Source organism: Klebsiella quasivariicola (assembly GCF_002269255.1).
GTDB classification, from domain to species: Bacteria; Pseudomonadota; Gammaproteobacteria; order Enterobacterales; family Enterobacteriaceae; genus Klebsiella; species Klebsiella quasivariicola.
On record NZ_CP022823.1, the window covers coordinates 5,079,026 to 5,104,897 of the forward strand.

General features: G+C 58.3%; 21 protein-coding genes, 1 tRNA gene and 1 pseudogene. 14 read left to right on the forward strand and 9 right to left on the reverse strand.

Annotation, left to right across the window (positions count from 1 at the left end; translation table 11 throughout):
- The first annotated feature begins 58 nt into the window (after positions 1-58).
- From B8P98_RS25565 to B8P98_RS25590, 6 genes are all read left to right on the forward strand, one after another.
- Complete coding sequence (locus B8P98_RS25565) at positions 59-1,360, forward strand: anaerobic C4-dicarboxylate transporter (protein WP_025712592.1); 1,302 nt, start codon at positions 59-61, stop codon at positions 1,358-1,360.
- 122 nt (positions 1,361-1,482) lie between these two features.
- Entirely contained in the window at positions 1,483-1,806 is a 324-nt protein-coding gene (gene cutA / locus B8P98_RS25570; protein WP_025712591.1) for a divalent cation tolerance protein CutA, read from the forward strand.
- Positions 1,782-3,563, forward strand: a complete 1,782-nt coding sequence (locus B8P98_RS25575) for a protein-disulfide reductase DsbD (RefSeq protein WP_095033547.1) — start codon at positions 1,782-1,784, stop codon at positions 3,561-3,563. Before cutA ends, B8P98_RS25575 begins: the two co-directional genes overlap by 25 nt.
- Before the next feature lie 35 nt (positions 3,564-3,598).
- On the forward strand, positions 3,599-4,174 hold the full coding sequence (locus B8P98_RS25580) for a transcriptional regulator (protein WP_025712589.1): 576 nt from the start codon (positions 3,599-3,601) through the stop codon (positions 4,172-4,174).
- 67 nt (positions 4,175-4,241) lie between these two features.
- Positions 4,242-6,329, forward strand: a complete 2,088-nt coding sequence (locus B8P98_RS25585) for a DUF1176 domain-containing protein (protein WP_080897635.1) — start codon at positions 4,242-4,244, stop codon at positions 6,327-6,329.
- 115 nt (positions 6,330-6,444) lie between these two features.
- Positions 6,445-6,520, forward strand: a tRNA-Phe gene (locus tag B8P98_RS25590).
- A gap of 755 nt (positions 6,521-7,275) precedes the next feature.
- Here the strand turns inward: B8P98_RS25590 and B8P98_RS25600 are convergent.
- Together B8P98_RS25600 and B8P98_RS25605 are read right to left on the reverse strand one after the other, a co-directional pair.
- Positions 7,276-7,632 (reverse strand): PerC family transcriptional regulator, encoded by a 357-nt coding sequence (locus B8P98_RS25600; protein WP_306418750.1) that lies wholly within the window; start codon positions 7,630-7,632, stop codon positions 7,276-7,278.
- Positions 7,633-7,877: 245 nt separating this feature from the next.
- A complete protein-coding gene (locus B8P98_RS25605) occupies positions 7,878-8,444 on the reverse strand; it encodes a helix-turn-helix transcriptional regulator (RefSeq protein ID WP_025712586.1) in 567 nt (188 codons plus the stop codon).
- A gap of 632 nt (positions 8,445-9,076) precedes the next feature.
- Between B8P98_RS25605 and pgaA the strand changes: the two genes are divergently transcribed.
- Genes pgaA through pgaD form a run of 4 tightly spaced genes read left to right on the forward strand, consistent with a single transcriptional unit; the run spans position 9,077 to position 15,318 of the window.
- Entirely contained in the window at positions 9,077-11,524 is a 2,448-nt protein-coding gene (pgaA, locus tag B8P98_RS25610; RefSeq protein WP_167382684.1) for a poly-beta-1,6 N-acetyl-D-glucosamine export porin PgaA, read from the forward strand.
- 8 nt (positions 11,525-11,532) lie between these two features.
- Positions 11,533-13,548, forward strand: a complete 2,016-nt coding sequence (gene pgaB, locus B8P98_RS25615; RefSeq protein WP_025712584.1) for a poly-beta-1,6-N-acetyl-D-glucosamine N-deacetylase PgaB — start codon at positions 11,533-11,535, stop codon at positions 13,546-13,548.
- Entirely contained in the window at positions 13,541-14,869 is a 1,329-nt protein-coding gene (pgaC, locus tag B8P98_RS25620; protein ID WP_095033549.1) for a poly-beta-1,6-N-acetyl-D-glucosamine synthase, read from the forward strand. Before pgaB ends, pgaC begins: the two co-directional genes overlap by 8 nt.
- Positions 14,869-15,318 (forward strand): poly-beta-1,6-N-acetyl-D-glucosamine biosynthesis protein PgaD, encoded by a 450-nt coding sequence (gene pgaD, locus B8P98_RS25625; protein ID WP_095033550.1) that lies wholly within the window; start codon positions 14,869-14,871, stop codon positions 15,316-15,318. Before pgaC ends, pgaD begins: the two co-directional genes overlap by 1 nt.
- Before the next feature lie 44 nt (positions 15,319-15,362).
- Here the strand turns inward: pgaD and B8P98_RS25630 are convergent, their stop codons facing one another.
- A complete protein-coding gene (locus tag B8P98_RS25630) occupies positions 15,363-16,148 on the reverse strand; it encodes a DsbA family protein (RefSeq protein WP_095033551.1) in 786 nt (261 codons plus the stop codon).
- Positions 16,149-16,373: 225 nt separating this feature from the next.
- Between B8P98_RS25630 and B8P98_RS25640 the strand changes: the two genes are divergently transcribed.
- Complete coding sequence (locus B8P98_RS25640; protein WP_095033552.1) at positions 16,374-17,057, forward strand: TerC family protein; 684 nt, start codon at positions 16,374-16,376, stop codon at positions 17,055-17,057.
- Here B8P98_RS25640 and B8P98_RS31500 read toward each other — a convergent pair.
- Positions 17,017-17,128 (reverse strand): annotated as a pseudogene (locus B8P98_RS31500) (hypothetical protein); the annotation flags it as partial. The gene B8P98_RS25640 and the pseudogene B8P98_RS31500 sit on opposite strands and share 41 nt — an antisense overlap.
- A gap of 75 nt (positions 17,129-17,203) precedes the next feature.
- On the opposite strand from B8P98_RS31500, the gene cbpA reads away from it, so the two are divergent.
- Both cbpA and cbpM read left to right on the forward strand, forming a co-directional pair.
- The gene (gene cbpA, locus B8P98_RS25650; RefSeq protein WP_025712579.1) at positions 17,204-18,121 is read left to right on the forward strand and encodes a curved DNA-binding protein; all 918 of its coding nucleotides are present in this window, start codon (positions 17,204-17,206) and stop codon (positions 18,119-18,121) included.
- Complete coding sequence (cbpM, locus tag B8P98_RS25655; protein WP_012543142.1) at positions 18,121-18,426, forward strand: chaperone modulator CbpM; 306 nt, start codon at positions 18,121-18,123, stop codon at positions 18,424-18,426. The genes cbpA and cbpM overlap by 1 nt, the downstream gene beginning before the upstream one ends.
- A gap of 572 nt (positions 18,427-18,998) precedes the next feature.
- Here cbpM and B8P98_RS25660 read toward each other — a convergent pair.
- The 5 genes from B8P98_RS25660 to melA all read right to left on the reverse strand — a co-directional run bounded on the left by B8P98_RS25660 (position 18,999) and on the right by melA (position 24,662).
- Entirely contained in the window at positions 18,999-20,021 is a 1,023-nt protein-coding gene (locus B8P98_RS25660; protein WP_095032646.1) for an IS110 family RNA-guided transposase, read from the reverse strand.
- A gap of 169 nt (positions 20,022-20,190) precedes the next feature.
- A complete protein-coding gene (locus tag B8P98_RS25665; RefSeq protein ID WP_025712578.1) occupies positions 20,191-20,562 on the reverse strand; it encodes a plasmid partitioning/stability family protein in 372 nt (123 codons plus the stop codon).
- A 9-nt stretch (positions 20,563-20,571) separates the two neighbouring features.
- Positions 20,572-21,528, reverse strand: a complete 957-nt coding sequence (gene parM, locus B8P98_RS25670; RefSeq protein ID WP_025712577.1) for a plasmid segregation protein ParM domain-containing protein — start codon at positions 21,526-21,528, stop codon at positions 20,572-20,574.
- Between the two features lie 272 nt (positions 21,529-21,800).
- The gene (gene melB / locus B8P98_RS25680; RefSeq protein WP_025712576.1) at positions 21,801-23,216 is read right to left on the reverse strand and encodes a melibiose:sodium transporter MelB; all 1,416 of its coding nucleotides are present in this window, start codon (positions 23,214-23,216) and stop codon (positions 21,801-21,803) included.
- A 93-nt stretch (positions 23,217-23,309) separates the two neighbouring features.
- Positions 23,310-24,662 (reverse strand): alpha-glucosidase/alpha-galactosidase, encoded by a 1,353-nt coding sequence (melA, locus tag B8P98_RS25685; RefSeq protein ID WP_080897637.1) that lies wholly within the window; start codon positions 24,660-24,662, stop codon positions 23,310-23,312.
- Between the two features lie 239 nt (positions 24,663-24,901).
- Between melA and melR the strand changes: the two genes are divergently transcribed.
- Positions 24,902-25,840 carry a transcriptional regulator MelR gene (melR, locus tag B8P98_RS25695; RefSeq protein WP_025712574.1) on the forward strand — a complete coding sequence of 313 codons (939 nt, stop codon included), beginning with the start codon at positions 24,902-24,904 and terminating at the stop codon, positions 25,838-25,840.
- The last annotated feature ends 32 nt before the right edge of the window (positions 25,841-25,872 follow it).

The window sequence follows — 25,872 nt, forward strand, 5'->3', positions numbered from 1 at the left end:
AGTTTTACTAAAATACAACAATCCAATATCAACTTGTTAAAAAACAAGGAAGGCATATATGTTTGGTGCAGAACTGGTTATTGTCCTGCTGGCGATTTATCTCGGCGCCAGGCTGGGCGGCATCGGTATCGGCTTTGCCGGTGGCCTTGGCGTCCTTGTCCTGACGCTTATTTTTCAAATTAAACCGGGCGCAATCCCCTTCGACGTTATTGAAATCATTATGGCGGTGATTGCCGCTATCGCCGCCATGCAGGTCGCCGGCGGGATGGATTATCTGGTTAGTCTCGCCGAACGGATGCTGCGTCGCCACCCGAAGTACATTACCTTCCTTGCCCCGCTGGTGACCTGGTTTATGACCGTGCTCGCCGGCACCGGCCATACCGCCTTCTCCACGCTGCCGGTGATAACCGAAGTGGCCAAAGAGCAAGGTATTCGTCCCTCTCGCCCGCTATCGATTGCGGTGGTGGCCTCCCAGATAGCAATCACCGCCTCGCCTATCTCCGCGGCGGTGGTGTTCTTTGCCGGGCTCCTGGAGCCGCTGGGCGTCAGCTACCTGATGCTGCTGGCCATCTGTATTCCCGTCACCCTGCTGGCGGTGATGCTCACTGCGATTGTCTGCAACTTTCTCGGCTGCGAGCTGAAAGACGACCCGGTTTATCAGGAACGGCTGGCCAAGGGGGAAGTCAGACTGCGCGGCAGCCAGGTATTTGAGCTGAAGCCGCACGCCAAACGTTCCGTCCTGCTGTTTTTGATCGGCATTGTGGCGGTGATGTTCTACGCCACCGCCATCAGCGATACCGTCGGCCTGATCAAGAACCCGGTGCTGCCGCGTAACGAGGCGATCGTGGTGTTTATGCTGACCATCGCCACCCTGATTAGCATCACCTGCAAAATCGACACTGGCGAGGTGCTCAACGCCAGTACCTTTAAGTCCGGGATGAGTGCCTGCGTCTGCGTACTCGGCGTCGCCTGGCTGGGAGACACCTTCGTTAAGGCGCATATCAGCGATATCCAGGCCGTGGCTGGCGACCTGCTGCACAACTATCCGTGGCTGCTGGCGGTGGTGCTGTTCTTCGCCGCCACGCTGCTCTACTCGCAGGCAGCCACCACCAAAGCCCTGATGCCCGCCGCGCTGCTGCTGGGCGTCAGCCCGTTAACGGCGATTGCCTCGTTTGCCGCCGTCTCCGCGCTGTTCGTCCTGCCAACCTACCCAACCCTGCTGGCGGCGGTAGAAATGGACGACACTGGCTCGACGCGCATCGGCAAATATGTCTTTAACCACGCCTTCCTGATCCCTGGCGTTATCGCTATCACGCTGTGCGTGATCCTCGGCTTTATCTTTGGCGGGATTATGCTGTAAATACCGCTGGCGGCGGGTCTGCTGAGGGCCCGCTTCCCGTTTGCCTCCTTTCCCCGCGCGTTACCCTGATCTCCCCGCATCTTGCGTGTTATAGTGCCTCTTTCGCTGATACGAGGTTCATAATGACTACGCCTGATGCTGTTGTTGTTCTCTGTACCGCGCCGGACGAAGCGACCGCCCAGGATCTGGCGGCAAAAGCCCTGGCGGACAAGCTTGCCGCCTGCGCCACGCTGCTGCCGGGCGCCACTTCGCTGTATTACTGGGAAGGAAAGCTGGAGCAGGAGTATGAAGTTCAGATGCTGCTCAAAACAGACCTTGCCCATCAGCAGGCGTTGCTGGACTGTCTGAAGGCTCATCACCCGTATCAAACCCCTGAACTGCTGGTTCTGCCCGTCACGTATGGAGACAACGATTACCTCTCATGGCTTACCGCATCATTACGCTGATTCTGCTGCTGTGCAGCACGTCAGTTACCGCCGGGTTATTCGATGCGCCAGGGCGCTCGAACTTCGTGCCTGCTGATCAAGCTTTCGCCTTTGACTTTCAGCAGCAACAGCACGACATCAACCTGAGCTGGCAAATCAAGGATGGTTATTATCTTTATCGTCAACAGTTTACCTTCAGCGTCGCTGGCGCAACGATCGACGAACCGGCGCTGCCGGCGGGAGAGTGGCATGAAGATGAGTTTTACGGCAAAAGCGAGATCTTTCGCCAGCGCCTGACCGTGCCAGTGACGGTAAAGCAGGCGGATAAAGACGCCACCCTCACCGTCACCTGGCAGGGCTGCGCCGATGCTGGATTCTGTTATCCGCCGGAGACCAGAGTGGTCCCGCTGAGCGCCGTGCTGACGGTCTCAAGCGACGCTCAGTCAACCGTCGCCGCTCCCATGTCGTCGCCGAACCCTCGTCCAGCCTTCAACCCGCCGCTGCCGGTCGAGCCGCGCCCGGCGGCGCAAGCGCCTGCCTCTGCGCCGCCAGCGGATACTCCCGCTCGCCTGCCGTTTACCGCCCTGTGGGCGCTGCTGATCGGCATTGGCATTGCCTTCACCCCCTGCGTGCTACCGATGTACCCGCTGATTTCCGGCATCGTGCTGGGCGGGAAACAACGGCTTTCCACCGCGCGGGCCCTGCTTCTGGCCTTTATCTATGTTCAGGGGATGGCCTTAACCTACACCGCGCTGGGGCTGGTGGTGGCCGCCGCCGGGCTGCAGTTCCAGGCGGCCCTGCAGCACCCGTATGTTCTGGTGGGCCTGTCGGTGGTGTTTATACTGCTGGCGCTCTCCATGTTCGGCCTGTTCACGCTGCAGCTGCCGTCGTCGCTCCAGACGCGGCTGGCGCTGCTCAGCAATAAACGCCAGGGCGGCTCGCCCGGAGGCGTTTTCGCGATGGGCGCCATTGCCGGGCTGATCTGCTCCCCCTGCACCACTGCGCCGCTGAGCGCCATTCTGTTGTATATCGCCCAGAGCGGTAATCTGTGGCTGGGCGGCGGCACGCTGTACCTGTACGCGCTGGGCATGGGGCTACCATTGATCCTCGTGACCGTGTTTGGCAACCGCCTGCTGCCGAAGAGCGGCCCGTGGATGAGCCATGTGAAAACCGCCTTCGGGTTTGTGATCCTTGCCCTGCCCGTCTTCCTGCTGGAGCGCATTATCGGCGATCGGTGGGGATTGCGTCTGTGGTCAATGCTTGGTGTCGCCTTCTTCTGCTGGGCGTTTATCACCTCGCTGGGCGCTACCCGGCCGTGGATGCGGCTGGCACAAATTGTTCTGCTTGCCGCCGCGTTGGTCAGCGCCCGTCCTCTGCAGGACTGGGCGTTTGGTGCCCCGGCGGCCGAACAGCAGGCGCATCTGGCTTTCACCCGCGTCAGTTCGGTAGCCGAACTTGACCGGGCGCTGGCGCAGGCAAAAGGCCAGCCGGTAATGCTCGATCTCTACGCCGACTGGTGTGTGGCCTGCAAAGAGTTTGAAAAATACACCTTTAGTTCACCTGACGTGCAGCAGGCGCTGAAAGGCACCGTGTTATTACAGGTTGATGTGACGAAGAACAGCCCGCAAGACGTCGCGCTGCTGAAACACCTGCAGGTGCTGGGTCTGCCGACGATCCTGTTCTTCAACGCTGAGGGTCAGGAACAGCCTGAGCGGCGAGTCACCGGTTTTATGGATGCCGCGGCATTCAGCGCCCATTTGCGCGATTGGCAAGCGTGAGCGACACTTTAGGAGGAAAGATGGAGGAGAACACCGTGCAACGTGAAGACGTCCTGGCAGAAGCCATTAAAATTCTTGAAATTGAAGGTATCGCCAACACGTCGCTGGAGATGGTCGCTGAGCGTTTGTCCTGCCCGACGAGCGACCTGAAACGCTTCTGGCCTGACCGCGAAGCGCTGCTGTACGACGCGCTTCGCTATCTGAGCCAGCAGGTGGACGCCTGGCGTCGACAGCTCCTGCTGGACGAGACCTTAAGCGCGGAGCAAAAGCTGCTGGCACGCTATGCCGCCCTCACCACCTGCGTCAGCAACCAGCGGTACCCGGGCTGTCTGTTTATCGCCGCCTGCACCTTCTATCCGGATCCTCAGCACCCGATTCATCAGCTGGCGGAACAGCAGAAGCGAGCCTCGCTGGCCTACACCCATGAACTGCTGACGCAATTAGAAGTGGACGACCCGGAAATGGTCGCCAAGCAGATGGAGCTGATCGTCGAGGGCTGCCTGAGCCGTCTGCTGATCAAGCGTAGCCAGACGGACGTGGATACCGCCCGGCGGCTGGCAGAAGATATTCTGCGCTTCGCCCAGTGCCGCATGGGCGGGGCATTAACCTGATTCTGATATCCTAACCGCCACGTCGCGCCTATAATTTCCCCCTCACTGATTGCTGACAGGGATTGATATGCGCGCGTTCTTCTGGGCTGCCTGGCTGGGGCTTTGTTCCACGCCCCTGCTGGCGGCTCCCCTGCAAGGTTTTTCCTTTGCGCAAAATGACTGGGAGCTCGCCTGCGATAACACCGGCACCTGCCGGGCAGCGGGCTACGGTGTCCGCATGGGCGAAGTCAGCATACTGTTAACCCGCAACGCGGGCAGCGAACAGCACCTCACCGCCACGGCCACCTTCGCGCAGATCGAACACGATATCCCCGCCGACTCCACCGCCAGCCTGCTGATCGACGACAGGGATCTCGGCGCGCTGGACGCTCTGGACGACAGCCACTTCCGCCTCGACAGCGACCAGACGACCGCCTTGCTGCAGGCGTTAACGAATCAGCGCAAAATCGAATTCACCCTCAACGGTCAACGCCTGCCGCTGTCCAGCGCCGGCAGCCGCGAGGTGCTGGGTAAAATGGATGCGTTTCAACGACGCACCGGCACCGCCGATGCGCTGCTGGATAAAGGCGACGCGGGCGACGACGCCATTTTGCCAGCCACGCCCGCCCCGGAAATTATCGCCGCCCCGGTTCTCCATAACGCGCAGCCGGTGCCACTAAGTATGCTCCAGCGCCAGAAGCTGCTGCCCTCCCTGACGCCGCTGCTAAACCAGCGCTGCGACGACTGGCAGAACCCGGCCATTCCGGCGGCAGAGCGCCAGATCACGCTGACCGCGCTGGATAAAACCCATTCTCTGGTGCAGGCGCTCTGCTGGCGAGCGCCCTATAACGACGGCTATGCCCTGTGGCTGGTTGATAACGCCCAGTTAAGCAAACCGCGGCTACTGACCACCGAGGCTTCCAGCTACGCCAACGGTACTCTCGTCTTCCAGCACAAAGAACGGGGGATTGCCGACTGCGTCACCGGCGAAACCCGCGTCTGGGACGGTAAAACCTTTACCCCCAGCCTGAAGTACAGCACCGGTATGTGCCGGGAAATCACCCCCGGCGGCACCTGGATGCTGCCGACCTTTGTCAGCCAGGTGATCCCCAAACAGCAGAAAGAGGCGGATAACCTCGCCCTGCGCACGCTGTATAACGCAGTGTTAAAAGCGCAAAAAAGCGATCCAGAGCTGGCGCTGAACCGGGTCGCCGAGCAGTTTCCGTTAACCGGCCATATTACCGACTTCACGCTCACTTACGCCGACGATACGCTGGTTTCGACCAGCAAACCGTCCCCGGACATCAGCGATGATGAGTGGCAGGCATTTCTGCGCTCCGCGATCAGCGCGGATTCAGAAAACGGCAAAGTCAGCTTCACGCTTATCGATCTCGATGGCGACGGTAAACGCGATCTGATCATCGATAGCTACGTGGGCGGGACCGGGCTCTTCAGCTACACCGGTGTGCTCAAGCGAGGTGATGATGATTTTGCCGCCGTCAACGGCAGCGACAGTGATAACGGTGATGATTTCGATGCCGGAGTGCCCGGTGCCCTCTTTTCCATTAATGGCCGCGGGGCTAACCAGTGGAACCACTGGGTCAAAATCAACGGTCAGGTGTATGCCCTGTGGTACAACGGCCAGTTTGGCGAAGATAACCTTTACCTGCTGCGTCCGTTCAGCACCACCAGCCAGACGCCCGCAGTGACGGTTCGCTATCGCTATACGCTGAACAGCATCCGTTCGCCGGAGAAAGACCAACCGTTGACCCCCAGCCTGAGCGATACCGATAAAGCGGATCTGCTGCGATCGCTGGAAGTGATGCAGGGCAGCCTGCTGAAAGACAGACCCGCCAGCGACAACGACGCGCCGATCTGCCCCATCCCGCCGGGCACCTCCGCTGACGAGGCGGATAACTACTACAGCGGCGTCGCCGTTAACTATATCTATGAGACGGTGGCCTATATTCCAGTCTGGCTGAATGGGAAATGTTATATCGGCACCATTTTCAGCCACCATGGCGCCTATCGCCACGGCGTAGATGCGGAAATTACGCTGAGCTCGCCGCGAGAGGACGAGGAGGTCATTGGTGATTACCTCATCTCCGGGCTGCGCCACGTTATCGCTATTACCAGCGGCTGGAAAACCCGCGAAGGCGATAACGGCATGCAGTGAAGTTAAGCCAAAACGCGCCGTTGAACGCGGAATTGCCGCAAAGATAAGCAATCGACAAGTAATTTAAGAAATTTGGTTGACGGGGTGGGCGGATTACGGTTTAATGCGCCCCGTTGCCCGGATAGCTCAGTCGGTAGAGCAGGGGATTGAAAATCCCCGTGTCCTTGGTTCGATTCCGAGTCCGGGCACCACTTATTTAGAGAACCCGCCCAAAAGGCGGGTTTTTACTTTTCTGCATCCGGATTCTCCATCGAACTCCGTTCGATTATTCGCCGCACAGCGGCTCACCCCTTTGGGGCCAGCGCGGCAAGCGCGCTGTTCAACGCCTGCGGCGTTAGTCCGAGTCCGGGCACCACTTATTTAGATAACCCGCCCAAAAGGCGGGTTTTTGCTTTTCTGCGATCGGACTCTCCATCGAACTCCGTTCGATTATTCGCCGCACAGCGGCTCACCCCTTCGGGGCCAGCGCGGCAAGCGCGCTGTTCAACGCCTGCGGCGTTAGTCCGAGTCCGGGCACCACTATTTAAAGAACCCGCCCAAAAGGCGGTTTTTTGCTTTTCTGCATCCGGACGCTTCATCGAACTCCGTTCTATCACCCGCTGCCCGGCGGCGCTACGCTTACGCGGGCCTGGGGGACGACGAAACGCCAGACCCGTAGGCCGGATAAGGCATTTATGCCGCCATCCGGCACAACCGTGGGTACAGCGTCTGATGTGTATCGCCCGGCGGATGTACGCTTGCGCGGTCCTACGCTGTTTGAACCAGCAGAGGACTCGTAGGCCGGATAAGGCATTTATGCCGCCATCCGGCACAAAAGCGGGTTACAACATCAATGTGAATCGCCCGGCGGCGCTGCGCTTGTGCGAGCCAGGGAGGTAAGGAAACGCCTGTTGAGACGTAGACCGGATAAGGCGAAGCTGTCAGGCAAACCCCGTGAAGAAAGGTATTACTCGGCGGCCGTTTTCCCTTTACCAGGCAGCCTGAACGCTTCGCCATAGGGCTTTGCGATGCCCATGCGATACTGCGTCTCTTTGGCCGCCTGGTGGAGATCGGCAAACTCTTCTTTCGGCGCCGGCGGACGTTGCGCCTTTTTCAGACACTGGTTGCGATGGTGACGGATCCACTCTCTGTCATCATCGTCCAGACAGCGCTGCATCACCTCTATCCATCTTGATGCCGCCCGGCGGTAGAGTCCGCACGCCTCTAACCGTTCAGCAATACTGTCCCTTATTCTCATCCACCTCGCTCCTCTGATGCTTTCACGAAATTTCATGGCATTCCGGCGCATGATCCGGAATACCATGATAGAGTTAATTTATGACAAAACTATTCCTGTGCGGCGCAAGGAATATATTCATTATAATAATCGCTGTGCATAGCAAACCGCATTGGCGGTAATTACTTCCAAAGAGCTTCGAAATTATATGCCTGACGCGACCAGAGATACCAGGTAGTCATGACGGTTATACCTATCAATAGCCATTTAATTTATTACAATTCCGTCATCAAATACCTTGCGATGTCATCCGTTACCTGTACAGCAAAGCCTCAAGGGGATGCACCGGCCTGCTCCAGCAGTTTATTTCTAAAGATAAATAAGCAGGCTTCATTAAAATTATCTAATCCCAGGCGTTCATAAAGTGCGGTGCGCTTGCGGTAAAGGCTTTTTACCGACGTATTCAGATTCACCGCCACTTCCTCCATTGTCATTCCAGTCCAAAGCAAACGCAGCATCAACTGTTCGGTCATACTTAAACGCAGATCGTCAAACCACTCTTTGGTCAGTCGTTTGCTCTTCATTTCCAGAAAAAGACCAAATAATGTCGCCATATCCGCGGGTGACAATGACATGTTTAAAAATGATTTCAGACTGAGTAAATGCTCTTCCCGATGGCGCATATCAAGGACAATACAACATATTCGTTTTCGGGATTGTGCCGCCTCCATCACCAGGTAATCGTAATGGCAAAGCGGCGAACGGCTATCAACCAGCAGAGAGACGTCATCAACCTCATTATCTAAAATCGTTTTTCCGCTAGAATCCAACTGAATGATATCAGGAAAAAAATTCTTAACACCTTGAAAGAGATAGTAATCCTCGGTAATCAATATCATTGAAGTTGCCACAAATCGTCCCTTTTACATTTAATCAACAAATTCTCGTCAACCAGACGTATCCTTCGCCCTATGGAACGCTTCGCATGGCGGTGAAAATAACGAGAGCAGTGATTTATCATTAGCGCGGCATCTGAATCAGGCTAAGAAAAACCTCCTTATGTACTGATAGAAAATAAACGGATTAATTATAAATAAAAAAATCCCACAGAAAAGATGCTTTTTCTGTTATTGAGAGTTTTTGTCAGAAATCATCTTAAATATCCACAAAAAACTCTTACCACTTCACCTATATATGCCCCAGGTTACTTTTGAAACAAAATTTCACCCAAGGTTATTTTTTATTTATTTCAGTCAGTTAACAAAAACCCGTTAAGAGCCACCATGCTAATTAAGCCGATTTTACAGATTTATCTTAAAACGCAGATCACCATTAATCCATATTTATCCGCTGCCATATCGGGTATAAATTATCCATTCAATTATCAACCGGAGATATGTTTAATACCTTGCAATAAGTCATTCACCTGCAGTGCCAGTCAGCTAAATGGGACCATCCTCATCCTTTAACTCACCGTCAAAGGACGGTCGTGTTGTGCAATGGATTCTTGATGAACATATGGCAAATAGAAATGGAAAGATCACCTTATTCAAATACATTATTGTTTAATCGCAACACGAAACTCTCGCTGTCAATCGGCTTGCTTTTGCTCTTTCCCTCGTTGGTGCAAGGAGCGGACTCGGTATATGACCAGCAGATCCTGCAAGCACGTCAAGGCCAGTACACCCCCTTTCTCTCTTACCTTCAGCAGTACCAGCTGCGCCATGCTTTAACCCCCTCTCAGGTGGCGGACTGGCTGCAGGTCGCACTCTGGGCGGGTCAGGACGATGAGGTCGTGAAAGTCTGGCGACGCTACCAGGTCTATATGCCGCTTCCCGCACGCGGTACCGCCGCCGCCGCGCAGGCGCTACGCAATCAGAAACAGTGGCAAGCCTCGCTCACGCTGTGGCAACAAGCCCTCAGCCAGGCCCCCGACAGCGACGACTATCGTATCGGCTATATCAAAACGCTGGCCGATGCCCATAAGGACAGCGAGGCACTCAGCGGAGCGCGTCGCCTGGTGGCCGAGCAGGCAAGCATTGCGCACCTGCAGACGCTCTCTTATGTCTATCTGCGGCTGGGTAAAAGCAGGGATCAACTGTTGGTCGACACGCAGATCCTCGATCGTGAGCCGCAAAACAAAGCGGCGCTGGCCAGCCTGATGACGTCCCTCAGCCAAAACCGGATCGATTCCCCCGCCCTCGGCCTGGCGGATAGCGTCGCGCTGTCGCCTGCGGAAAAGCGCAACCTGCAGCTGAACGCCGCCGCCGAACTGGTGCGCCTTGCCGATACGCCTTCCCGGGAGGAAAATGCGCGCTACGCGCTGGCCCGCACGGCACTGGCGCAGTATGACGCGCTGATCGCCGCCTGGCGTCCCGACCCGCAGGCCGGCCCCGACATCATCCGGGCGCGCATTGACCGCCTGGGCGCCCTGTACGCCAGCGCCGACTACGCGCAGGTCATCCGCGAATACCACAGCCTGATCGCGCAGCAGCAGGTGGTTCCCGACTGGGCCATCGGCTGGGTCATCTCCTCTTATATCGCCCTTAAGCAGATTGAGCCTGCGCTGACGCTTATCCACCAGCATCCTTCGTGGCTGACAAGCCCACAGAATGAAGAGCATGAGCTTTTCTACGCCCTGCTGGATACCGGTCAGTACCCGGCGGCGCAACGGTATGTCGCCCGCCTCACCCGGAATGCGCCCTACATCCGTCGCCTCTACGGCTCGCCAACGCCGCAGCCGAACGATGACTGGCTCACCGCGCAGTCGCTTAACGTGCACTATTTATCCGCCACCAACGCCCTGCCGCAGGCCGAAGCTCGGATGCAGCGCCTGGCGGCAACGGCCCCTGGCAACCAGGGCCTGCAGATAGATTATGCCGCCCTTCAGCAGGAGAGAGGACAGCCGCGAGCTGCCGAACGTCGGCTAAAAGCAGCCGAATCTCTGGAGCCCGCCAGCCTGCAGCTGGAGCGCCAGCAGGCCTGGGTCGCCCTCGATCTGCAGGAGTGGCGGCAGATGGATCTGCTGACTGACGACGTCATCGCCCGCTCGCCCCGGGATCTGAATACCCAACGCTTAGCCAGAGCCCGTGAGGTCCATCATCTCTCCGAACTTCGCCTGAGCGTTGGCAAAGGGCTGCATTCTGACAACCCGGTGAGCGGCACACACGATCTCAGTTTTGAGACGGCAATTTACAGCCCGCCGCTAGCCGACAGCTGGCGCTTGTTCGGCGGCCACCGCTTTGCCAAAGGCAATTTTGAAGAGGGGAAAGGCAGCCGTCGCCAGCTGTTCGCCGGCGTTGAATGGCGCCCGCGCGACTACTGGGGCGAGCTTGAGCTCTCCAGCGTCAATTTTCACGGCGAGAACAAGCCCGGCGTCCGCCTTTCCGCCACCCACGACCTCAGCGATCGCTGGCAGCTGGGCGGCGAACTGGAGCGGATTTCGCAGCAGACGCCGCTGCGCGCGTTACGCAATGGCGTCAGCGCCAACCGCGGCGAAGGCTGGCTGCGCTGGTCTCCAAACGAACGCCGGGAGTACCGCGTCAGCGCGGCCGCCAGCCGCTTTACCGACCATAACCGCCGCCAGGAGTACACCCTCTCCGGTAAAGAGCGCCTCTGGCAGACGCCGTGGTTAACGCTGGATCTGCAGCCCGGTTTGTCGGCCAGCGCCAATAGCCGTACCGACACCGCCTACTACAGCCCGGCGCGTGACCTCGCCGCCACCGCGGCGCTGGCCGTCGATCACAGGCTTTACCAGCGCTATGACACCGTCTGGAGCCAGCAGTTGCTCGCCGGCGGCGGCAGCTACTGGCAAAAAAATCACGCCGCCGGCGCGATCACGGTGCTGGGCTACGGGCAGCGCCTGCGCTGGAACAACGTCGTCGACACCGGGGTGATGCTGAACTGGGACAAACGCCCCTATGACGGTAAACGCGAAAACAACCTCGCTATCACTCTTGATGCAAATATACGGTTTTAAGGATGACCATGCTGAACACGACCCTGCGCAACGGCCTGATGCTTCTCGTCTGGCTGTGCCTTATCTTCAGCGTGCGTGCTGAGGACGTCCCCTTCCTCACCCCGCAGCAGCGCCCCCAGCTGGAGGCTAATAAACCCTGGCCGGCGGATCGCTTTCTGGTGCTGGCCTACCATGATGTCGAAGATGACGCCGCCGACCAGCGTTATCTCTCGGTACGCACCAGCGCGCTCAATGAGCAGATCGCCTGGCTGCTTCATCACGGCTACCGTGCGGTGAGCGTTCAGGACATTCTGGATGCGAACCAGGGGCTTAAGCCACTGCCACCTAAGGCTTTTCTTCTCAGCTTCGACGATGGTTATAGCAGTTTTTACACCCGCGTCTGGCCGCTGCTTAAAGCCTGGAACGTCCCGGCGCTGTGGGCTCCGGTGGGCAGTTGGGTGGATACCCCCGCCAATCAGCCCGTTAATTTTGGCGGCCTGATGACGCCGCGCGAGCGCTTCGCCACCTGGGAGATGGTGCAGGAGTTGAGCCGCTCGCCGCTGGTGGAAATCGGCGCGCATACCTGGGCCTCGCACTACGGTCTGCCGGCCAATCCGCAGGGCAGCCGCGAGCCAGCCGCCGCCAACCGCGGCTGGGATAAAACCACCGGCCGCTATGAAAGCGACGCGCAGTTTACCCGGCGCATGGCCGATGATGTGCAGAAAGTGACGACGAAAATCCATGAGGTCGCCGGGAAAGCGCCGCGCGCCTGGGTGTGGCCCTACGGCGCCGCCAGCGGCACGACCCTGGCCATCGCCAAACAACAGGGCTATCAGCTGGCGTTTACGCTGAACGACGGGCTGGGCAACGTTCATGATCTGGACAATATTCCGCGCCTGCTGATCGCCGGGAATCCGTCGATCAAGGCCTTTGCCAACGCCGTGACCCAGATTCAGGAAGCCGACCCCGTCCGGGTGATGCATGTGGATCTGGACTATGTCTATGACCCCAATCCCGTCCAGCAGGCGAAGAATATCGATAAGCTGGTGCAGCGCGTCTATGACATGAAAATCAGCTATGTTTTCCTGCAAGCCTTTTCCGACCCGCAGGGCGATGGCACGGTCAAGTCGCTCTATTTCCCCAACCGCTGGCTGCCGATGCGCGCCGACCTGTTTAACTTCGTCTCCTGGCAGCTGCAGACCCGCGGCGGGGTCAAGGTTTATGCCTGGATGCCGGTGCTGGCCTTCGATCTCGCGTCCGATTTGCCGCGCGTTCAGCGCTGGGATCCACAAACCGGCCAGGCGCAGCTCGCCCGGCAGCCCTATGTCCGCTTGTCGCCCTGGGATCCCCGGGTGCGCCAGCAGATCACCGACATCTACGAAGATCTGGCCCGACACGCCAGCTTCAGCGGGATTTTGTTTCACGACGACGCCGTGCTGACCGATTTTGAAGACGTGAGCCCGGAGGCAATCGCTGCCTGGCGGCAGACCGGCCTGGCGCAGGACGCCGGGCCGGTGCCCCAACGTCCGCAAGAGCGCGAGGCGTGGATGCGTTTCAAAAGCCAAACCCTGACCCGTTTCACTCGGGATCTACGCCAGGCGGTGCAGGCCATCCGCGGCCCGCAGGTGAAAACGGCGCGTAATCTCTTCGCCCTGCCGATCCTGGAGCCGCAGAGCGAAGCCTGGTTTGCGCAGAATCTGGATGATTTCCTGGCCGCCTATGACTGGACGGTCCCGATGGCGATGCCGCTGATGGAGTCCGTGCCGATTGACGCCAGCCAGGCCTGGCTGACGCGGCTGGTTCAGGCCGTCGCCAGCCGCCCGGGCGCGCTGAATAAAACCATCTTTGAGCTACAGGCCAGAGACTGGAACCAGCGCCAGCAAAATGCCATTCCTGACCAGCAGCTGGCGGACTGGATGCAGTTGCTGCGGCTGAACGGCGTCAAAAACTACGGCTACTACCCTGACGACTTTATTAACAACCAGCCTGATATCTCCCGTATCAGGCCGCAATTTTCTTCCTGGTGGTACCCTGACCATGACTGATCGCATCATCGCATTGTGTATTTTATGCCTCGTTTTCGGGCTGCCGTTAGGCGTCGCGGCGGTATTTACCGGCGAGCTTATCCTCGACTTTGTCTTTTTCTGGCCGCTGTTTATGTCGGTATTGTGGATCACCGGGGGCCTTTACTTCTGGTTTCAGCTGGAACGCCACTGGCCGTGGGGGGAGGATACCCCGCCGCCGACGCTGCCGGGTAATCCGCTGATCTCGATCCTGATCCCCTGTTTCAACGAGGAGAAAAACGCCCGGGAGACCATCAGCGCGGCATTGGCCCAGCGTTACGCCAATCTCGAAGTGATCGCCATTAACGACGGATCTTCGGACAACACCGCTCAGGTGCTCCAGCAGCTGGCGCAGGAGGAGCCGAGGCTGCGGGTGATCCACCTGGCCGCCAATCAGGGAAAAGCGGTGGCGCTCAAAGCAGGCGCCGCCGCCGCCCGCGGCGATCTGCTGGTCTGCATCGATGGCGACGCCCTGCTGGACCGGGATACCGCGGCCTGGCTGGTCGCGCCGTTGATCCACTATCCGCACGTCGGGGCGGTCACCGGTAATCCGCGGATCCGCACCCGATCCACGCTGATCGGCCGTATTCAGGTGGGGGAGTTCTCGTCGATCATAGGGCTTATCAAGCGGACACAGCGGATCTATGGCCGGGTCTTTACCGTCTCCGGCGTGATCGCCGCCTTCCGGCGGCAGGCGCTGGCGGACGTCGGCTACTGGAGCCCGGATATGATCACCGAAGATATTGATATCAGCTGGAAGCTTCAGCTCCGCCACTGGGACATCTTTTTCGAGCCGCGGGCGCTGTGCTGGATCCTGATGCCGGAGACCCTCAAGGGGTTATGGAAACAGCGTCTGCGCTGGGCCCAAGGCGGCGCCGAAGTCTTTCTGGTCAACCTGCGCCGCCTGTTTCACTGGCAGCATCATCGGATGTGGCCGCTGTTTCTGGAGTATGCCTGCTCCACGCTGTGGGCCTTTGCCTACGCGGTCACCATCCTGCTGTTTATCCTCAGCCATCTGATGCCGCTGCCAGACAATCTGACGGTGCACAGCCTGTTCCCGCCGGAATTCACCGGCATGCTGCTCGGCCTGATGTGCCTGCTGCAGTTCGTCGCCAGCCTGTATATCGAGCGGCGCTATGAGAAGAAGGTCGCCAAATCGCTGTTCTGGGTGATCTGGTTCCCGATGGTCTACTGGATGATCGGCCTGCTGACCACGCTGGTCGCTTTTCCGAAAGTGATGTTGAAACGTCAACGTTCCCGCGCGCGCTGGGTGAGTCCGGACCGGGGAAAAGGAAGCCTGTGATGAATGAAAATACGCTCATCTTAACCGAACACCGTGTGCTGCCCCGGCTGGTGGACGCTGGCTTAACGCTGCTGGCCTGGCTCGGTTTTCTGTTCTTTCTGTACGCCAATTTGCTGATGCAGTTCATCGCGCCGCCCTCACCGCGCTGGGAGTCGCTGATGGCCTCGCTGAATACGGCGCTGGTGTATCTGTTGATTGCCGCGCTGAACGGCTGGCTGCTGATCCTCTGGTACCACTACAACCGGCGCCGCGCCCGTACCCGACGTCATACCGCAGTGCTCGCTCTGCGCGACGATGAGCTGGCGAGCAGCTTTAACGTCGCGCCGCAAATTATCTCGGAGATGAGCCGCTATAATTTGCTCACCGTTTACCACGATCAAATCGGGCAGATTATTGATTTGAAAAGCCACGCGTTACCGCCGCCGCAGGAAGAGAGCGATCGCGCATGAGAGCAAGGCCGCCATCGGCGGCCTTAACAGTTACTACGCCGGGGTCAGCCGCCGGCTTTTTTGATGGCGGCCTCCAGAGAGGCTTTATCTGCCAGGCCCGGGAAGACGGTAATGCTGGCTTCCGTGGCGCCGGTGGTCGGCATCACGATCACGCCCGGCGTACCGCTGAGACCAATCTCCTGCGCCAGGTCGTTAATGCTCTGCAGAACCGGTTCGACGTCGGCGGCCTTCTTCGCATCAAAGCCGGCTTTCTTCGCCTGCTGCTGGATATCCGCCGTCGTCAGCTTGCCTTCGTTATGGCCGGTCGCGTAAATCCCGTTATGGTAAGCCAGATAGGCATCCGCCCCTTTCTGCTGATAGATCTGCAGGCCGGTTTTCGCTGCCTCCAGCGAGCTTTCCCAGCGACCGCCAAAAATCGGCCACTCTTTAAAGGCGAAGCGGGTCTGCGGGTGCGCTTTAATCACCTGCTCCATCACCGGCGCCAGACGGCTGCAGTACACGCACTGGTAGTCGAAGAACTCGATCACCGTGACTTTGCCATTGGCCGGGCCGTAGGTCGGGGTATTTTTATCCTGGGTCAGCACGGCGGCGTTTTTCAGCACCGCCTGGGTGGCCGCGCTGGCCTGTTGCTCCGCCTGAATTTGCTGCAGTTTCTGGCTCGCCTGCAGCAATACTTCCGGATGGGCGACCAGATAGTCGGCAGCGATTTTGCCGATTTGCGCCTCCTGTTCCGGGGTAAAGGTCGCCGGCGCGTCAGCGGCAGCGGCCATCGCCGGCAGTAAGACTGCGCTCAACAGGGCGACAGAGAGGTATTTCTTGTGGCCAGACATAGTGGGGATCCTTGCGATAAGTGAACGGCAGGTGAGTCTGGATGACAAAATATCACCCTTTTTCGCCGAAGCCTTGCCCAACGGCGCGTTGATTCGTAACTTTATTTTTCAGGCTCTCTCTTTCCCACGCTATAGCGCAGGCCTGCGCCAGTGGTCAACGCGGCCCAGGCGGAGTACCCTGCGCAGCGGTTTTTCTTGCTCTTTTTTCAGGTGGTTTCTCTCGATATGTATGCATTTCTTCAACAATGGGACATGGCGGTGATTGTACTGCAGATTGTCGCCATCGATTTACTGCTGGGCGGCGACAATGCCGTGGTGATCGCCATGGCCTGTCGCAAACTGCCGCCACAAAAGCGCACCACCGCGATCGTCATTGGCACGGTGGGGGCGATCCTGGCGCGCGTCCTGCTACTGGCGATCGCCCTGTATCTCCTGTCGCTGCCGTGGTTGAAAATAGTCGGCGCGCTGCTCCTGCTGTGGATTGGCGTAAAGCTGGTCAATAACGAGGAAGAAGAGAACGAGGTCGGCGGTTCCGTCAGCCTGTGGCGTACCGCGATCACCATCACCGTCGCCGATGTGATCATGTCGCTGGATAACGTACTGGCGGTGGCTGCCGCCGGGAAAGGACACATTACGCTGGTTGCTCTCGGCGTGGCGATCAGTATTCCGGTTATTGTCGCGGGCAGCAAGCTGGTGCTGGCCCTGCTCACCCGCTTTCCCGCCGTGGTGCTGCTGGGCGGGATGCTCATCGGCTGGATCGCCGGGTCAATGCTGGTCAGCGACCCTACCATTCGCCAGCTGTTTCCCAGCGCCGGAGACGGCATTGCGCGCCTGGCCGGCGCCGTCGGTGCGCTGTTGGTTTTGTTCGCCGGATGGCGCCACCGCCCACGGCCGCAGACGAAAGACTAATCTTACCCACGACGCTGTCGCCCCCCGACGGCGTCAAGTTTTCGCCACTTTTCTTCCCCTTCAGGGCGCATTTGCCCTACGCTGTATACAGACGCCTGATCCAGGGAATATGTAACCACTGCACTGAGCACAGATGAGATAACACCATGGAATTGAAGGATTATTATGCCATTCTCGGGGTGCAACCAACGGACGATCTGAAAACCATCAAGACCGCCTACCGCCGCCTGGCGCGCAAGTACCACCCCGACGTCAGTAAAGAAAACGATGCCGAAGCCAAATTCAAGGATCTCGCCGAAGCCTGGGAAGTCCTGAAAGATGAGCAGCGGCGCGCCGAATACGATCAGCTCTGGCAGCATCGTAACGATCCCGGCTTCGGTCGCCAGCAGCAGTCACACGAGCAGAGCTACAGCCAGCAGGATTTCGACGACATCTTCTCCTCCATGTTTGGCCAGCAAGCGCATCAGCGCCGCCGTCAGCATGCCGCGCGCGGCCACGATCTGGAGATCGAAGTCGCGGTGTTCCTTGAAGAGACGCTGGCCGAGCAGACTCGCACCATTAGCTATAACCTGCCGGTCTATAACGTGTTTGGCATGATCGAAAGTGAAACGCCGAAAACGCTGAATGTGAAAATTCCGGCCGGGGTCGTCGATGGCCAGCGTATCCGCCTGAAGGGCCAGGGGACGCCGGGGGAAAACGGCGGCCCGAACGGCGATCTGTGGCTGGTGATCCACATCGCGCCGCATCCGCTGTTCGACATCGTCGGCCATAACCTGGAGATCGTCCTGCCGCTGGCGCCGTGGGAAGCCGCGCTGGGCGCGAAAGTCACGGTGCCCACCCTGAAAGAGAGCATTCTGCTGACGGTGCCGCCGGGCAGTCAGGCTGGGCAGCGCCTGCGCATCAAAGGCAAAGGGCTGGTGAGCAAAACCCACACCGGCGATTTGTTCGCCGTCATCAAGATTGTCATGCCGCCAAAACCAGATGAAAAAGCGCGTGAGCTCTGGCAACAATTGGCCGCCGCCGAAGCCAGCTTCGATCCGCGTAAGACATGGGGGAAAGCCTGATGGCTACAGTAACAGTGACGTTTACCATTACCGAATTGTGCCTGCGTACCGGGGTATCGGAAGAGGAGCTGACGGAGATCGTCGGCTTAGGGATGATTGAGCCGCACCAGCCGCAGGCGGAAACCTGGCTGTTCGACGACAGCGCGGTGACGATTGTCCATCGCGCGGTGCGCCTGCGTAACGAGCTGGAGCTGGACTGGCCAGGGATTGCGGTAGCGCTGACCCTGCTGGATGAGAACGCACGTCTCACACGCGAAAATCGCCTGCTCCAGCAGCGCCTGGCCCGCTTCCTCGCCCACGGATAGGGACGACATCCCGGATAGCGGCGTTCCGTCTTCGCGCCGGGTGGCGGCTACGCCTTATCCGGCCTACAAACTAAGCACAGCGCAAGCCGGGGAATTTCCCGGGTCGCGGCGTTCCGCCTTACCCGGGCTACCGGACTGGGCCCACCATTGCACTGGATCCGTAGGCCCGCGCAAGCGTAGCGCCGCCGGGCATGGCCACAGCCAGGGAGCCGCCTGTATGCCGGGTGGCGGCTACGCCTTACCCGGCCTACAAACTAAGCGGAATTTCCCGGGTCGCGGCGTTCCGCCTTACCCGTATATGGACACCTCCCGTTATGCAAGTCATCTCTGCATTTTGTGTAACGGGGTAAGGTGCGTTCGTATATCCGGCCTCTCTTACGATACCGTCGTATCCGGGCCATGATGTTATCTGCGCATCTGTTTCCATTCGGGCTAGCGGCTTTGTTTTCCAGGGAGCCTTCGGATAAGTCGGAATGACAGATGCCGGTCTTACCTGTTACTCATCACACTTTGCTGACTGCACTCTCACGGCAGGTTATTGCTCTTTTACTGCATGGGTTACAGGCCGCCGGTTAACCGGCGGCCTGTAACCCATGGTAATCTTCTTCGCGGCTCAGTATCGCCCATGCTATTCGCGCATTCTTGTTCGCCAGCGCCACCGTCGCGATATTCCGGTTTCGCCTTTCCGATAACGCCTTCAGCCACTGGCTGCGTCTGTCGGTTTTATTCTGACACGCGTTCAGCACCGCACGCGCACCGTGGATTATCAGCGTCCGCAGGTAACTGTCTCCCCGTTTGCTGATAGACCCCAGCCGCGCTTTCCCGCCACTGGAGTGCTGCCGCGGGACCAGACCCAGATACGCCGCCATCTCCCGACCACTTTTGAACTGTCTGCCATCGCCGACCGCCGCCACCAGCGCACTGGCCACCACCGGCCCCATACCCTCTATCGCCAGCAGCCTTTTTATCCGGATATCATCCCGTGCTGACTGCTCAAGCCGCCTGTCATGGCGGGCGACCCGCTCATCCAGCATCTGCAGCTCTTCCGCCAGTTCGCTCAGCAGGCGGATAAAGCGGTCATCCCACAGCTCTTGTTGCGACAGTATCTCCGGCAATGCCTTACGTAGCTGCCTTATTCCCACCGGCAGTACCAGACCAAACTCACCCAGCAGTCCCCGCATCTCATTACTCAGGGCTGTCCGGGCGCGGACGAGCCGGGCCCGGACGCGGTGCTCTGCCTGCAGCGTCTGCTGCCGCTCTGTCTTCATGGCCACAAAGCGCATTCCGGGACGGCTGATAGCCTCGCAGATAGCTTCCGCGTCGTTGGCGTCATTCTTCTGCCCTTTAAGATAGGACTTGACCCGCTGAGGCGGGATAATGCGTACGGTATGCCCCATACGGGTCAGCTCGCGGGCCCAGTAGTGGGCGGCGCCGCAGGCTTCAATCCCGATAAGGCAGGGAGAGAGTTGAGAGAAAAAGGCGGTCATGCGGTCCCGGCGCAGGGTTTTACGCAGGACAACATGTTCATGGTGATCCACGGCATGTATCTGGAAGATATTTTTAGCCAGGTCGAGACCAATACGTTTAATATTCATGATGGACACCTCCTCCGGGGATCTGGGGTTAACACCTCAGTCTGGCACTTTGATGCCGTAAGGTGGGAGGTGTCCATCACATCGGGCTACCGGACGATGCAAATAGTAGCCCGGCTAAGCGCAGCGCAAGCCGGGGAGTTTCCCGGATAGCGCAAACCGGGAACAGCGCTTAATCCGGTAACGAACCGGCGAGGTTACGCGCCGAAACACTCTCGCTGACCGGCGCGGGCGGCTCGGGTGCCTTTACCGGCGCAGCCGCTGGCGCGGAGACCGGGGTGGAAGAGGCTGGCTGGATCTCAAGGAACGAGGCCAGCATCTTACGCAGCGTTTCCGGTTTAGTATCTTCCGCCAGCAGCGCCGCCAGCATCGACGGCAGGCGGCTATCGACTTCCCCTAACGCCAGCCCTGCCAGCAGCGCCGTACGCGACATATCGCCGCGGTCGCCGCGGTGATGGGCCTCAATTTTTGCGTCCGCGAAGCGCTCGCTGGCGCTGATATCCGGGCGCAGGTAAATCAGCACTTTTCTGCGATCCAGAGTCATAGACGCTCCTTAACCGATAATTTTCAGGCCACGCACGAGGGCGAACTGCGGCTCATCGGCCACCACGAAACGGTCCTCACGCAGGCCCATACGTTCACGAATCGCATCGGCCACCAGCGGCGCGCCGCCGCCAATCACGATGGCATGCGAGTAGCCTTTAAAGCTATCGATGGCCGTCAGGACACGGGTGGTCAGACGTTCGATGCTGTTCGTGATCACCTTCTTCACCTCAGATACCGCATCCGGATCGTTGATGTTGTCGGTGAGGTACTCCTCATCATGGCGGTTGATAATAATCTGGTCGACGTTATAGCTGGAGGTGTCGGTATTTGCCCGCGCCAGCGCCAGCTTAACGGCGTCGGTCACCAGCGATACCCCCAGCTTCGGGTCGCCGTAAATGCGCGAAACCGAGGTCATCTGCCCGGCCACCATCGAAATATCCAGCGTGGTGCCGCCAAGGTCGATAATCAGCACCGAATGGGAAGGCTTCAGTTCATCGCACAGGCTAATGCCCGCCGGAATCGATTCCGGGCGTACGGTAACTTTAGTGATATTGAACACCACGCCTTTATTCAGTTTAACTTCCCGCAGCAGGCTCTTTTTCTTACGCTCAATGTTGTCGAGGCGATATTGCGCATCTTCATCGTAAAATTCAGTCAGCGGCAACGTCACGACAATTTCGACATCCTGCGGCTCAAGACCGCTGGTCAGCAGCGCGTGATGGACAGCGATGGAGTTCAACGGGCTGTATTGCCAGTCAATGTTATTGGTGGGGAGCGCATCGGGGGTGATCAGGTCGAATGAGTACTTTTCATCATCCACGGTGTAGTTAAAGGGCTTCCCGGAACCGAAGGTGGCAGACCAGCCGCGTTTGAAACTGTTGGGGCTGATATGGGTGAAAGTTTCGCCATCTTGCTCCCACAGCATCTTGATATTGGTTGAACCATCATCGATAAAAATGCGCATTGCATTGCTCCATCACTGAGACAAATAAGAGAAAATGTAAGACCCAAAAAGAGTAGCAAGAGTTAAAAAGCCGCGCAAGAGATCGAAAAAGAGACAATTCCGAGTTTTATTTGAGAGCAAATGGAGAAAAAAAACTCCCTGAGCCCGAAAAGAGAAATTATTGAGACAATATAGAGAAATACAGTTTCCTCTTTCTGTCTGTTTTGAACACGGTTTTTTGTACAAAAAGAGAGCATCCCTCCCCTCTTTCGCCAGCGGTTTTTGCACGCTTTTTACACCTGATTGGATACCACAATCGGCCGTTCCGGCTCGACGACATTTTCCGGTACCCGACGATATTTATCCAGCAGGTGAATCTGAATACGCCGCAGCATGTCGCCATTCAGTTTGTAATAACGGAAATAGAGAAACAGCGTCAGGGCAAAAAAGAGCGTCGGCAGCGCAATCATTATCGCCTGCATTCCCAGCAGGGTGTGTGGTGATTGCACCGCATTCGGCACGTAGCCGATGATACCCAGCACGATAGCGATAAACCAGGCCGCAAACGCCGAGCCCGCTTTCACCACCAGCGTCTGTACCGAGTAGGCGATGCTTTCGCAGCGGATATTCATCGTATATTCGCCGTAGTCGACGGTATCGGCCACCATAATGACCTGCAGCACCCAGAACAGCGCGGTGCCAATATTCAACAGCACCCCGGCCAGCGAGATCAGCGCGATGTTGTAAACACCGCTCAATGCCATCAGCAACAGCACGCCACAGCCCAGCACCGGCATAATCGATGCTCCTGCCCACAGAATGCGCCGCGACAGCCCTTTTACCAGTCGTGGGAACAGGATCAGCGTCAGCAAATTCGCCGCCCCCGCGTAGGACATGTAATACGGGAACATCTCCGCGCTGCCAATGACGTAGGTAAAGTAATAAATCGCGAAGCCGGCGATAATATTCGCCGCCGTGTTATAGGCCAGCGCCATGCCCAACAGGCAGGCCAGCTGATCGTTTTTATAGATGAGCGCCACCATCTGGCGCAATGAAAGATGGCTGGCATCCTCGCTCACGCCGCTATCCGAGGAGTAAACCTCATGGACATTACGCAGAGTGACCAGGGTGGAAATCACAAAGAAGGCGATCAGCACCAGGGTAAACATCTGGAAACCAAAACCGCGGTCGGCGCCGCCGACGGCGCTGACAAACGGCAGCGTGACGCCGGCCGTCACAAACCCGGCAAGGCTGGCGAAAAAGCGCGGGTAAGGCACCAGTTGTTCACGTTCGCGTTTATCGAGGGTAATGGTCGGCACCAGCGACCAGAACGGCACATCCATGATGGTGTAGGTGAAGCCCCACAGCAGATAGGTCAGCCACACCCACGCCAGCAGCGCCCCGCCGGAGAAGTGATGGGCGCTGAACAGCATATACAGCACCACCGAGTTGGTTATCGTGCCGATCAGGATCCACGGTTTAAACTTCCCCCATCGCGATCGCGTGCAGTTGACGATCCATCCCATGATCGGATCGGCTATCGCATCGAGGATCCTTGCCACGAGGAATAAGGTGCCGACCACCCCAACCGATAATCCGACAATATCGGTGTAGTAATACATCAGGTACATGTAGACGATACCGATAGCGAAATCTTTACCAAAGGCACCAAATCCGTAGCTGAGCTTTGTTGTCATTGAAATACTCATAGGGTACAGGTCGCTGTCGCCAGCGCCTCCTTCAGTGTTTGATAGAGCGTGACAGGCACCGCCGGGTTCATTGCCCCCGGCGGCATGAGAGGATTAACGGTGTAGCCAGGCCGGCAGCCAGTCGCCATGGCTGGCGATCAGATCGTCCACCAGCGCGTAGATCTCTTCGATCCCCAGCACCGCGGCGGTGTGCGGATCCATCATCGTGGCGTAATAGACGTAATCGCGATTTTCGGTGAGGATCGCCTCTGTGAGCAGCGTCTGCACGTTGATATTGGTCTGCATCAGCGCCGCCAGATGCGCCGGCAGCGCGCCCACTTTGGTTGGCTGAATGCCGTTAGCGTCCACCAGGCAAGCCACCTCCACGCAGCAGCCCTGCGGCAGATTGTCGATAAGATTATCGTTGCGCACGTTGCCGTACACCACGCTCGGCTCGCCGGTCCAGATGGCGTTCATGATGGTGCTGGCATATTCGCGGGATGGTTTCACCTCGATGCGCTCGCCGCGCTTATAGCTCTCCAGCTCCTGATGCCAGTTGGCCAGTTGCTCGACGCAGCGTTTAGGATACTCATCCAGCGGCACTTTATAGCGGGCAATAAGGTCATCACGCCCCGGCTTGATAAACCATGGCGTGTATTCCGCGAAATGCTCCGACGATTCAGTGACGAAGTAGCCCAGTTTTTTGAACATCTCGTAGCGGACGATGTTTTCGCAGCGCGGGTTGCCGTGCAGGTTCGGCTTCGGCGCCCGGCCCTCGGCGTAGGCCTGCAGCAGGTCGGGATAGAGACTGACGTAGCTGCCGTCGGCGCGCTTTTTCTCCAGCGACAGATAGAACGCCATATGGTTAATGCCCGCGCAGCGGTAGCGTAAATCCGCCGGGTCGAGGTCAAGATCGCGCGCCAGCTCTTCCGCTGTTCCCTGCACCGAATGGCACAGGCCAACCTGCTTGATATGCGGGTAGCGGGCGTACATCGCCCAGGTATTCATCGCCATCGGGTTGACGTAGTTAAGCAGGGTGGCGTCCGGGCAGACCTCGGTCATGTCGTCGCAGATAGCCCACAGGTGCGGGATGGTCCGCAGGGCGCGCATAATACCCCCCGGCCCCAGCGTATCGGCGATGGTTTGCTCCAGGCCGTGGCGCTTGCAGACTTCAAAATCGGTCACGGTGCAGGGCTCATAGCCGCCAATCTGGAAAGCGACGACGACAAAATCGGCGCCCTGCAGGGCGGTTTTACGATCGCGGTGGCAGCTGATTTCGCCGTTCGCGCCCACCGAATCCATCAGCTTGCGCACCACGATATGCGACTCTTCCAGCCGGGTTTCATCGATATCCATCAGCGCGATATGCGCCGATTTCAGCGCCGGGCGCTGGAAAACGTCACCGAGAATATTTTTGACGAACACCGTCGAACCGGCGCCGATAAAGGTAATTTTGGGGGCAGACATCGTGCTCTCTCCATCAGGTCATTGAACACTTTCAGAGTGGCACGCCGCTCCCCGCTGCGCTGCCCCGTTCCCGCCGGAGCATTCCCGGAAACTCAGATCGGCCATTAAGCGCCACAAAATCTGAGTTTTCGGGAACATATTGAGCAAAAAGGAGAGAAAACGGGCCGATTATTCCGCTAAGCTGTCGTCAGTTCTGGCGAAAAATACAGCCACTCTGACAATCCAGGAATACGCTAACGATGGAACATCGCTTCACTTCCCTGCCTCCCGACCCTTTTATGTGCAGCAGCGACGAAAAGCAGAGCCGTAGCCCGCTGGCGCTCTACTCCGAGTACCAGCGTATGGATATCGAACTGCGCCCACCGCACGCCATGCCCACCAGCCACTGGCACGGCCAGGTGGAGGTCAACGTGCCGTTCGACGGCGACGTGGAGTATTTGATTAATAACGAAGTGGTGCGCATTGAGAAAGGCTATATCACCCTCTTCTGGGCCTGTACGCCGCACCAGTTGACCCGCCCCGGCGACTGCCAGCAGATGGCGATATTCAACCTGCCGATGCATCTGTTTCTCTCATGGCCGCTGGATCGGGAGCTTATCAACCACGTCACCCATGGGATGGTGATTAAATCACTCGCCGCCCAGCAGTTAAGCGCCTTTGAAGTACGCCGCTGGCAGCAGGAGCTGAACCACGACAACGAACAGATTCGCCAGCTGGCGATCGATGAAATCGCCCTGATGCTCAAACGGCTGAGTCTCTCCGGCTGGCAGCCGATCCTGGTCAATAAAACCTCGCGCACGCACAAGAACAGCGTCTCGCGCCATGCGCAGTTTTATGTCAGCCAGATGCTGGAGTTTATCGCCGCGCATTACGACCAGGCGCTGACCGTCAATGCCGTCGCCGAACACGTGAAGCTCAACCCGAACTACGCGATGGGGATTTTTCAGCGGGTGATGCAGCAGACCATGAAGCAGTACATTACCGCCATGCGGATCAATCACGTTCGGGCGCTGCTGAGCGATACCGATAAGACCATCCTGGATATCGCCCTCACCGCCGGATTTCGCTCCAGCAGCCGCTTCTACAGCACCTTTACCCGCTACGTGGGTATGCCGCCGCAGCAGTACCGTAAACTCAGCCAGCAGCGACGTCACGGGCTGGCCCTGGCGCAGACATAAAAAATGCCGCCGGGGAAGCCCGCGGCGGCATT

Excerpts from the sequence above, each read along its gene's own strand:
- B8P98_RS25565 (WP_025712592.1), top strand. The coding sequence starts at position 59 with ATGTTTGGTGCAGAACTGGTTATTGTCCTGCTGGCGATTTATCTCGGC.
- cutA (WP_025712591.1), top strand. The coding sequence starts at position 1,483 with ATGACTACGCCTGATGCTGTTGTTGTTCTCTGTACCGCGCCGGACGAA.
- B8P98_RS25575 (WP_095033547.1), top strand. The coding sequence starts at position 1,782 with ATGGCTTACCGCATCATTACGCTGATTCTGCTGCTGTGCAGCACGTCA.
- B8P98_RS25585 (WP_080897635.1), top strand. The coding sequence starts at position 4,242 with ATGCGCGCGTTCTTCTGGGCTGCCTGGCTGGGGCTTTGTTCCACGCCC.
- B8P98_RS25600 (WP_306418750.1), bottom strand. The coding sequence starts at position 7,632 with ATGGTATTCCGGATCATGCGCCGGAATGCCATGAAATTTCGTGAAAGC.
- B8P98_RS25605 (WP_025712586.1), bottom strand. The coding sequence starts at position 8,444 with ATGATATTGATTACCGAGGATTACTATCTCTTTCAAGGTGTTAAGAAT.
- pgaA (WP_167382684.1), top strand. The coding sequence starts at position 9,077 with ATGGAAAGATCACCTTATTCAAATACATTATTGTTTAATCGCAACACG.
- pgaB (WP_025712584.1), top strand. The coding sequence starts at position 11,533 with ATGCTGAACACGACCCTGCGCAACGGCCTGATGCTTCTCGTCTGGCTG.
- pgaC (WP_095033549.1), top strand. The coding sequence starts at position 13,541 with ATGACTGATCGCATCATCGCATTGTGTATTTTATGCCTCGTTTTCGGG.
- pgaD (WP_095033550.1), top strand. The coding sequence starts at position 14,869 with ATGAATGAAAATACGCTCATCTTAACCGAACACCGTGTGCTGCCCCGG.
- B8P98_RS25630 (WP_095033551.1), bottom strand. The coding sequence starts at position 16,148 with ATGTCTGGCCACAAGAAATACCTCTCTGTCGCCCTGTTGAGCGCAGTC.
- B8P98_RS25640 (WP_095033552.1), top strand. The coding sequence starts at position 16,374 with ATGTATGCATTTCTTCAACAATGGGACATGGCGGTGATTGTACTGCAG.
- cbpA (WP_025712579.1), top strand. The coding sequence starts at position 17,204 with ATGGAATTGAAGGATTATTATGCCATTCTCGGGGTGCAACCAACGGAC.
- cbpM (WP_012543142.1), top strand. The coding sequence starts at position 18,121 with ATGGCTACAGTAACAGTGACGTTTACCATTACCGAATTGTGCCTGCGT.
- B8P98_RS25660 (WP_095032646.1), bottom strand. The coding sequence starts at position 20,021 with ATGAATATTAAACGTATTGGTCTCGACCTGGCTAAAAATATCTTCCAG.
- B8P98_RS25665 (WP_025712578.1), bottom strand. The coding sequence starts at position 20,562 with ATGACTCTGGATCGCAGAAAAGTGCTGATTTACCTGCGCCCGGATATC.
- parM (WP_025712577.1), bottom strand. The coding sequence starts at position 21,528 with ATGCGCATTTTTATCGATGATGGTTCAACCAATATCAAGATGCTGTGG.
- melB (WP_025712576.1), bottom strand. The coding sequence starts at position 23,216 with ATGAGTATTTCAATGACAACAAAGCTCAGCTACGGATTTGGTGCCTTT.
- melA (WP_080897637.1), bottom strand. The coding sequence starts at position 24,662 with ATGTCTGCCCCCAAAATTACCTTTATCGGCGCCGGTTCGACGGTGTTC.
- melR (WP_025712574.1), top strand. The coding sequence starts at position 24,902 with ATGGAACATCGCTTCACTTCCCTGCCTCCCGACCCTTTTATGTGCAGC.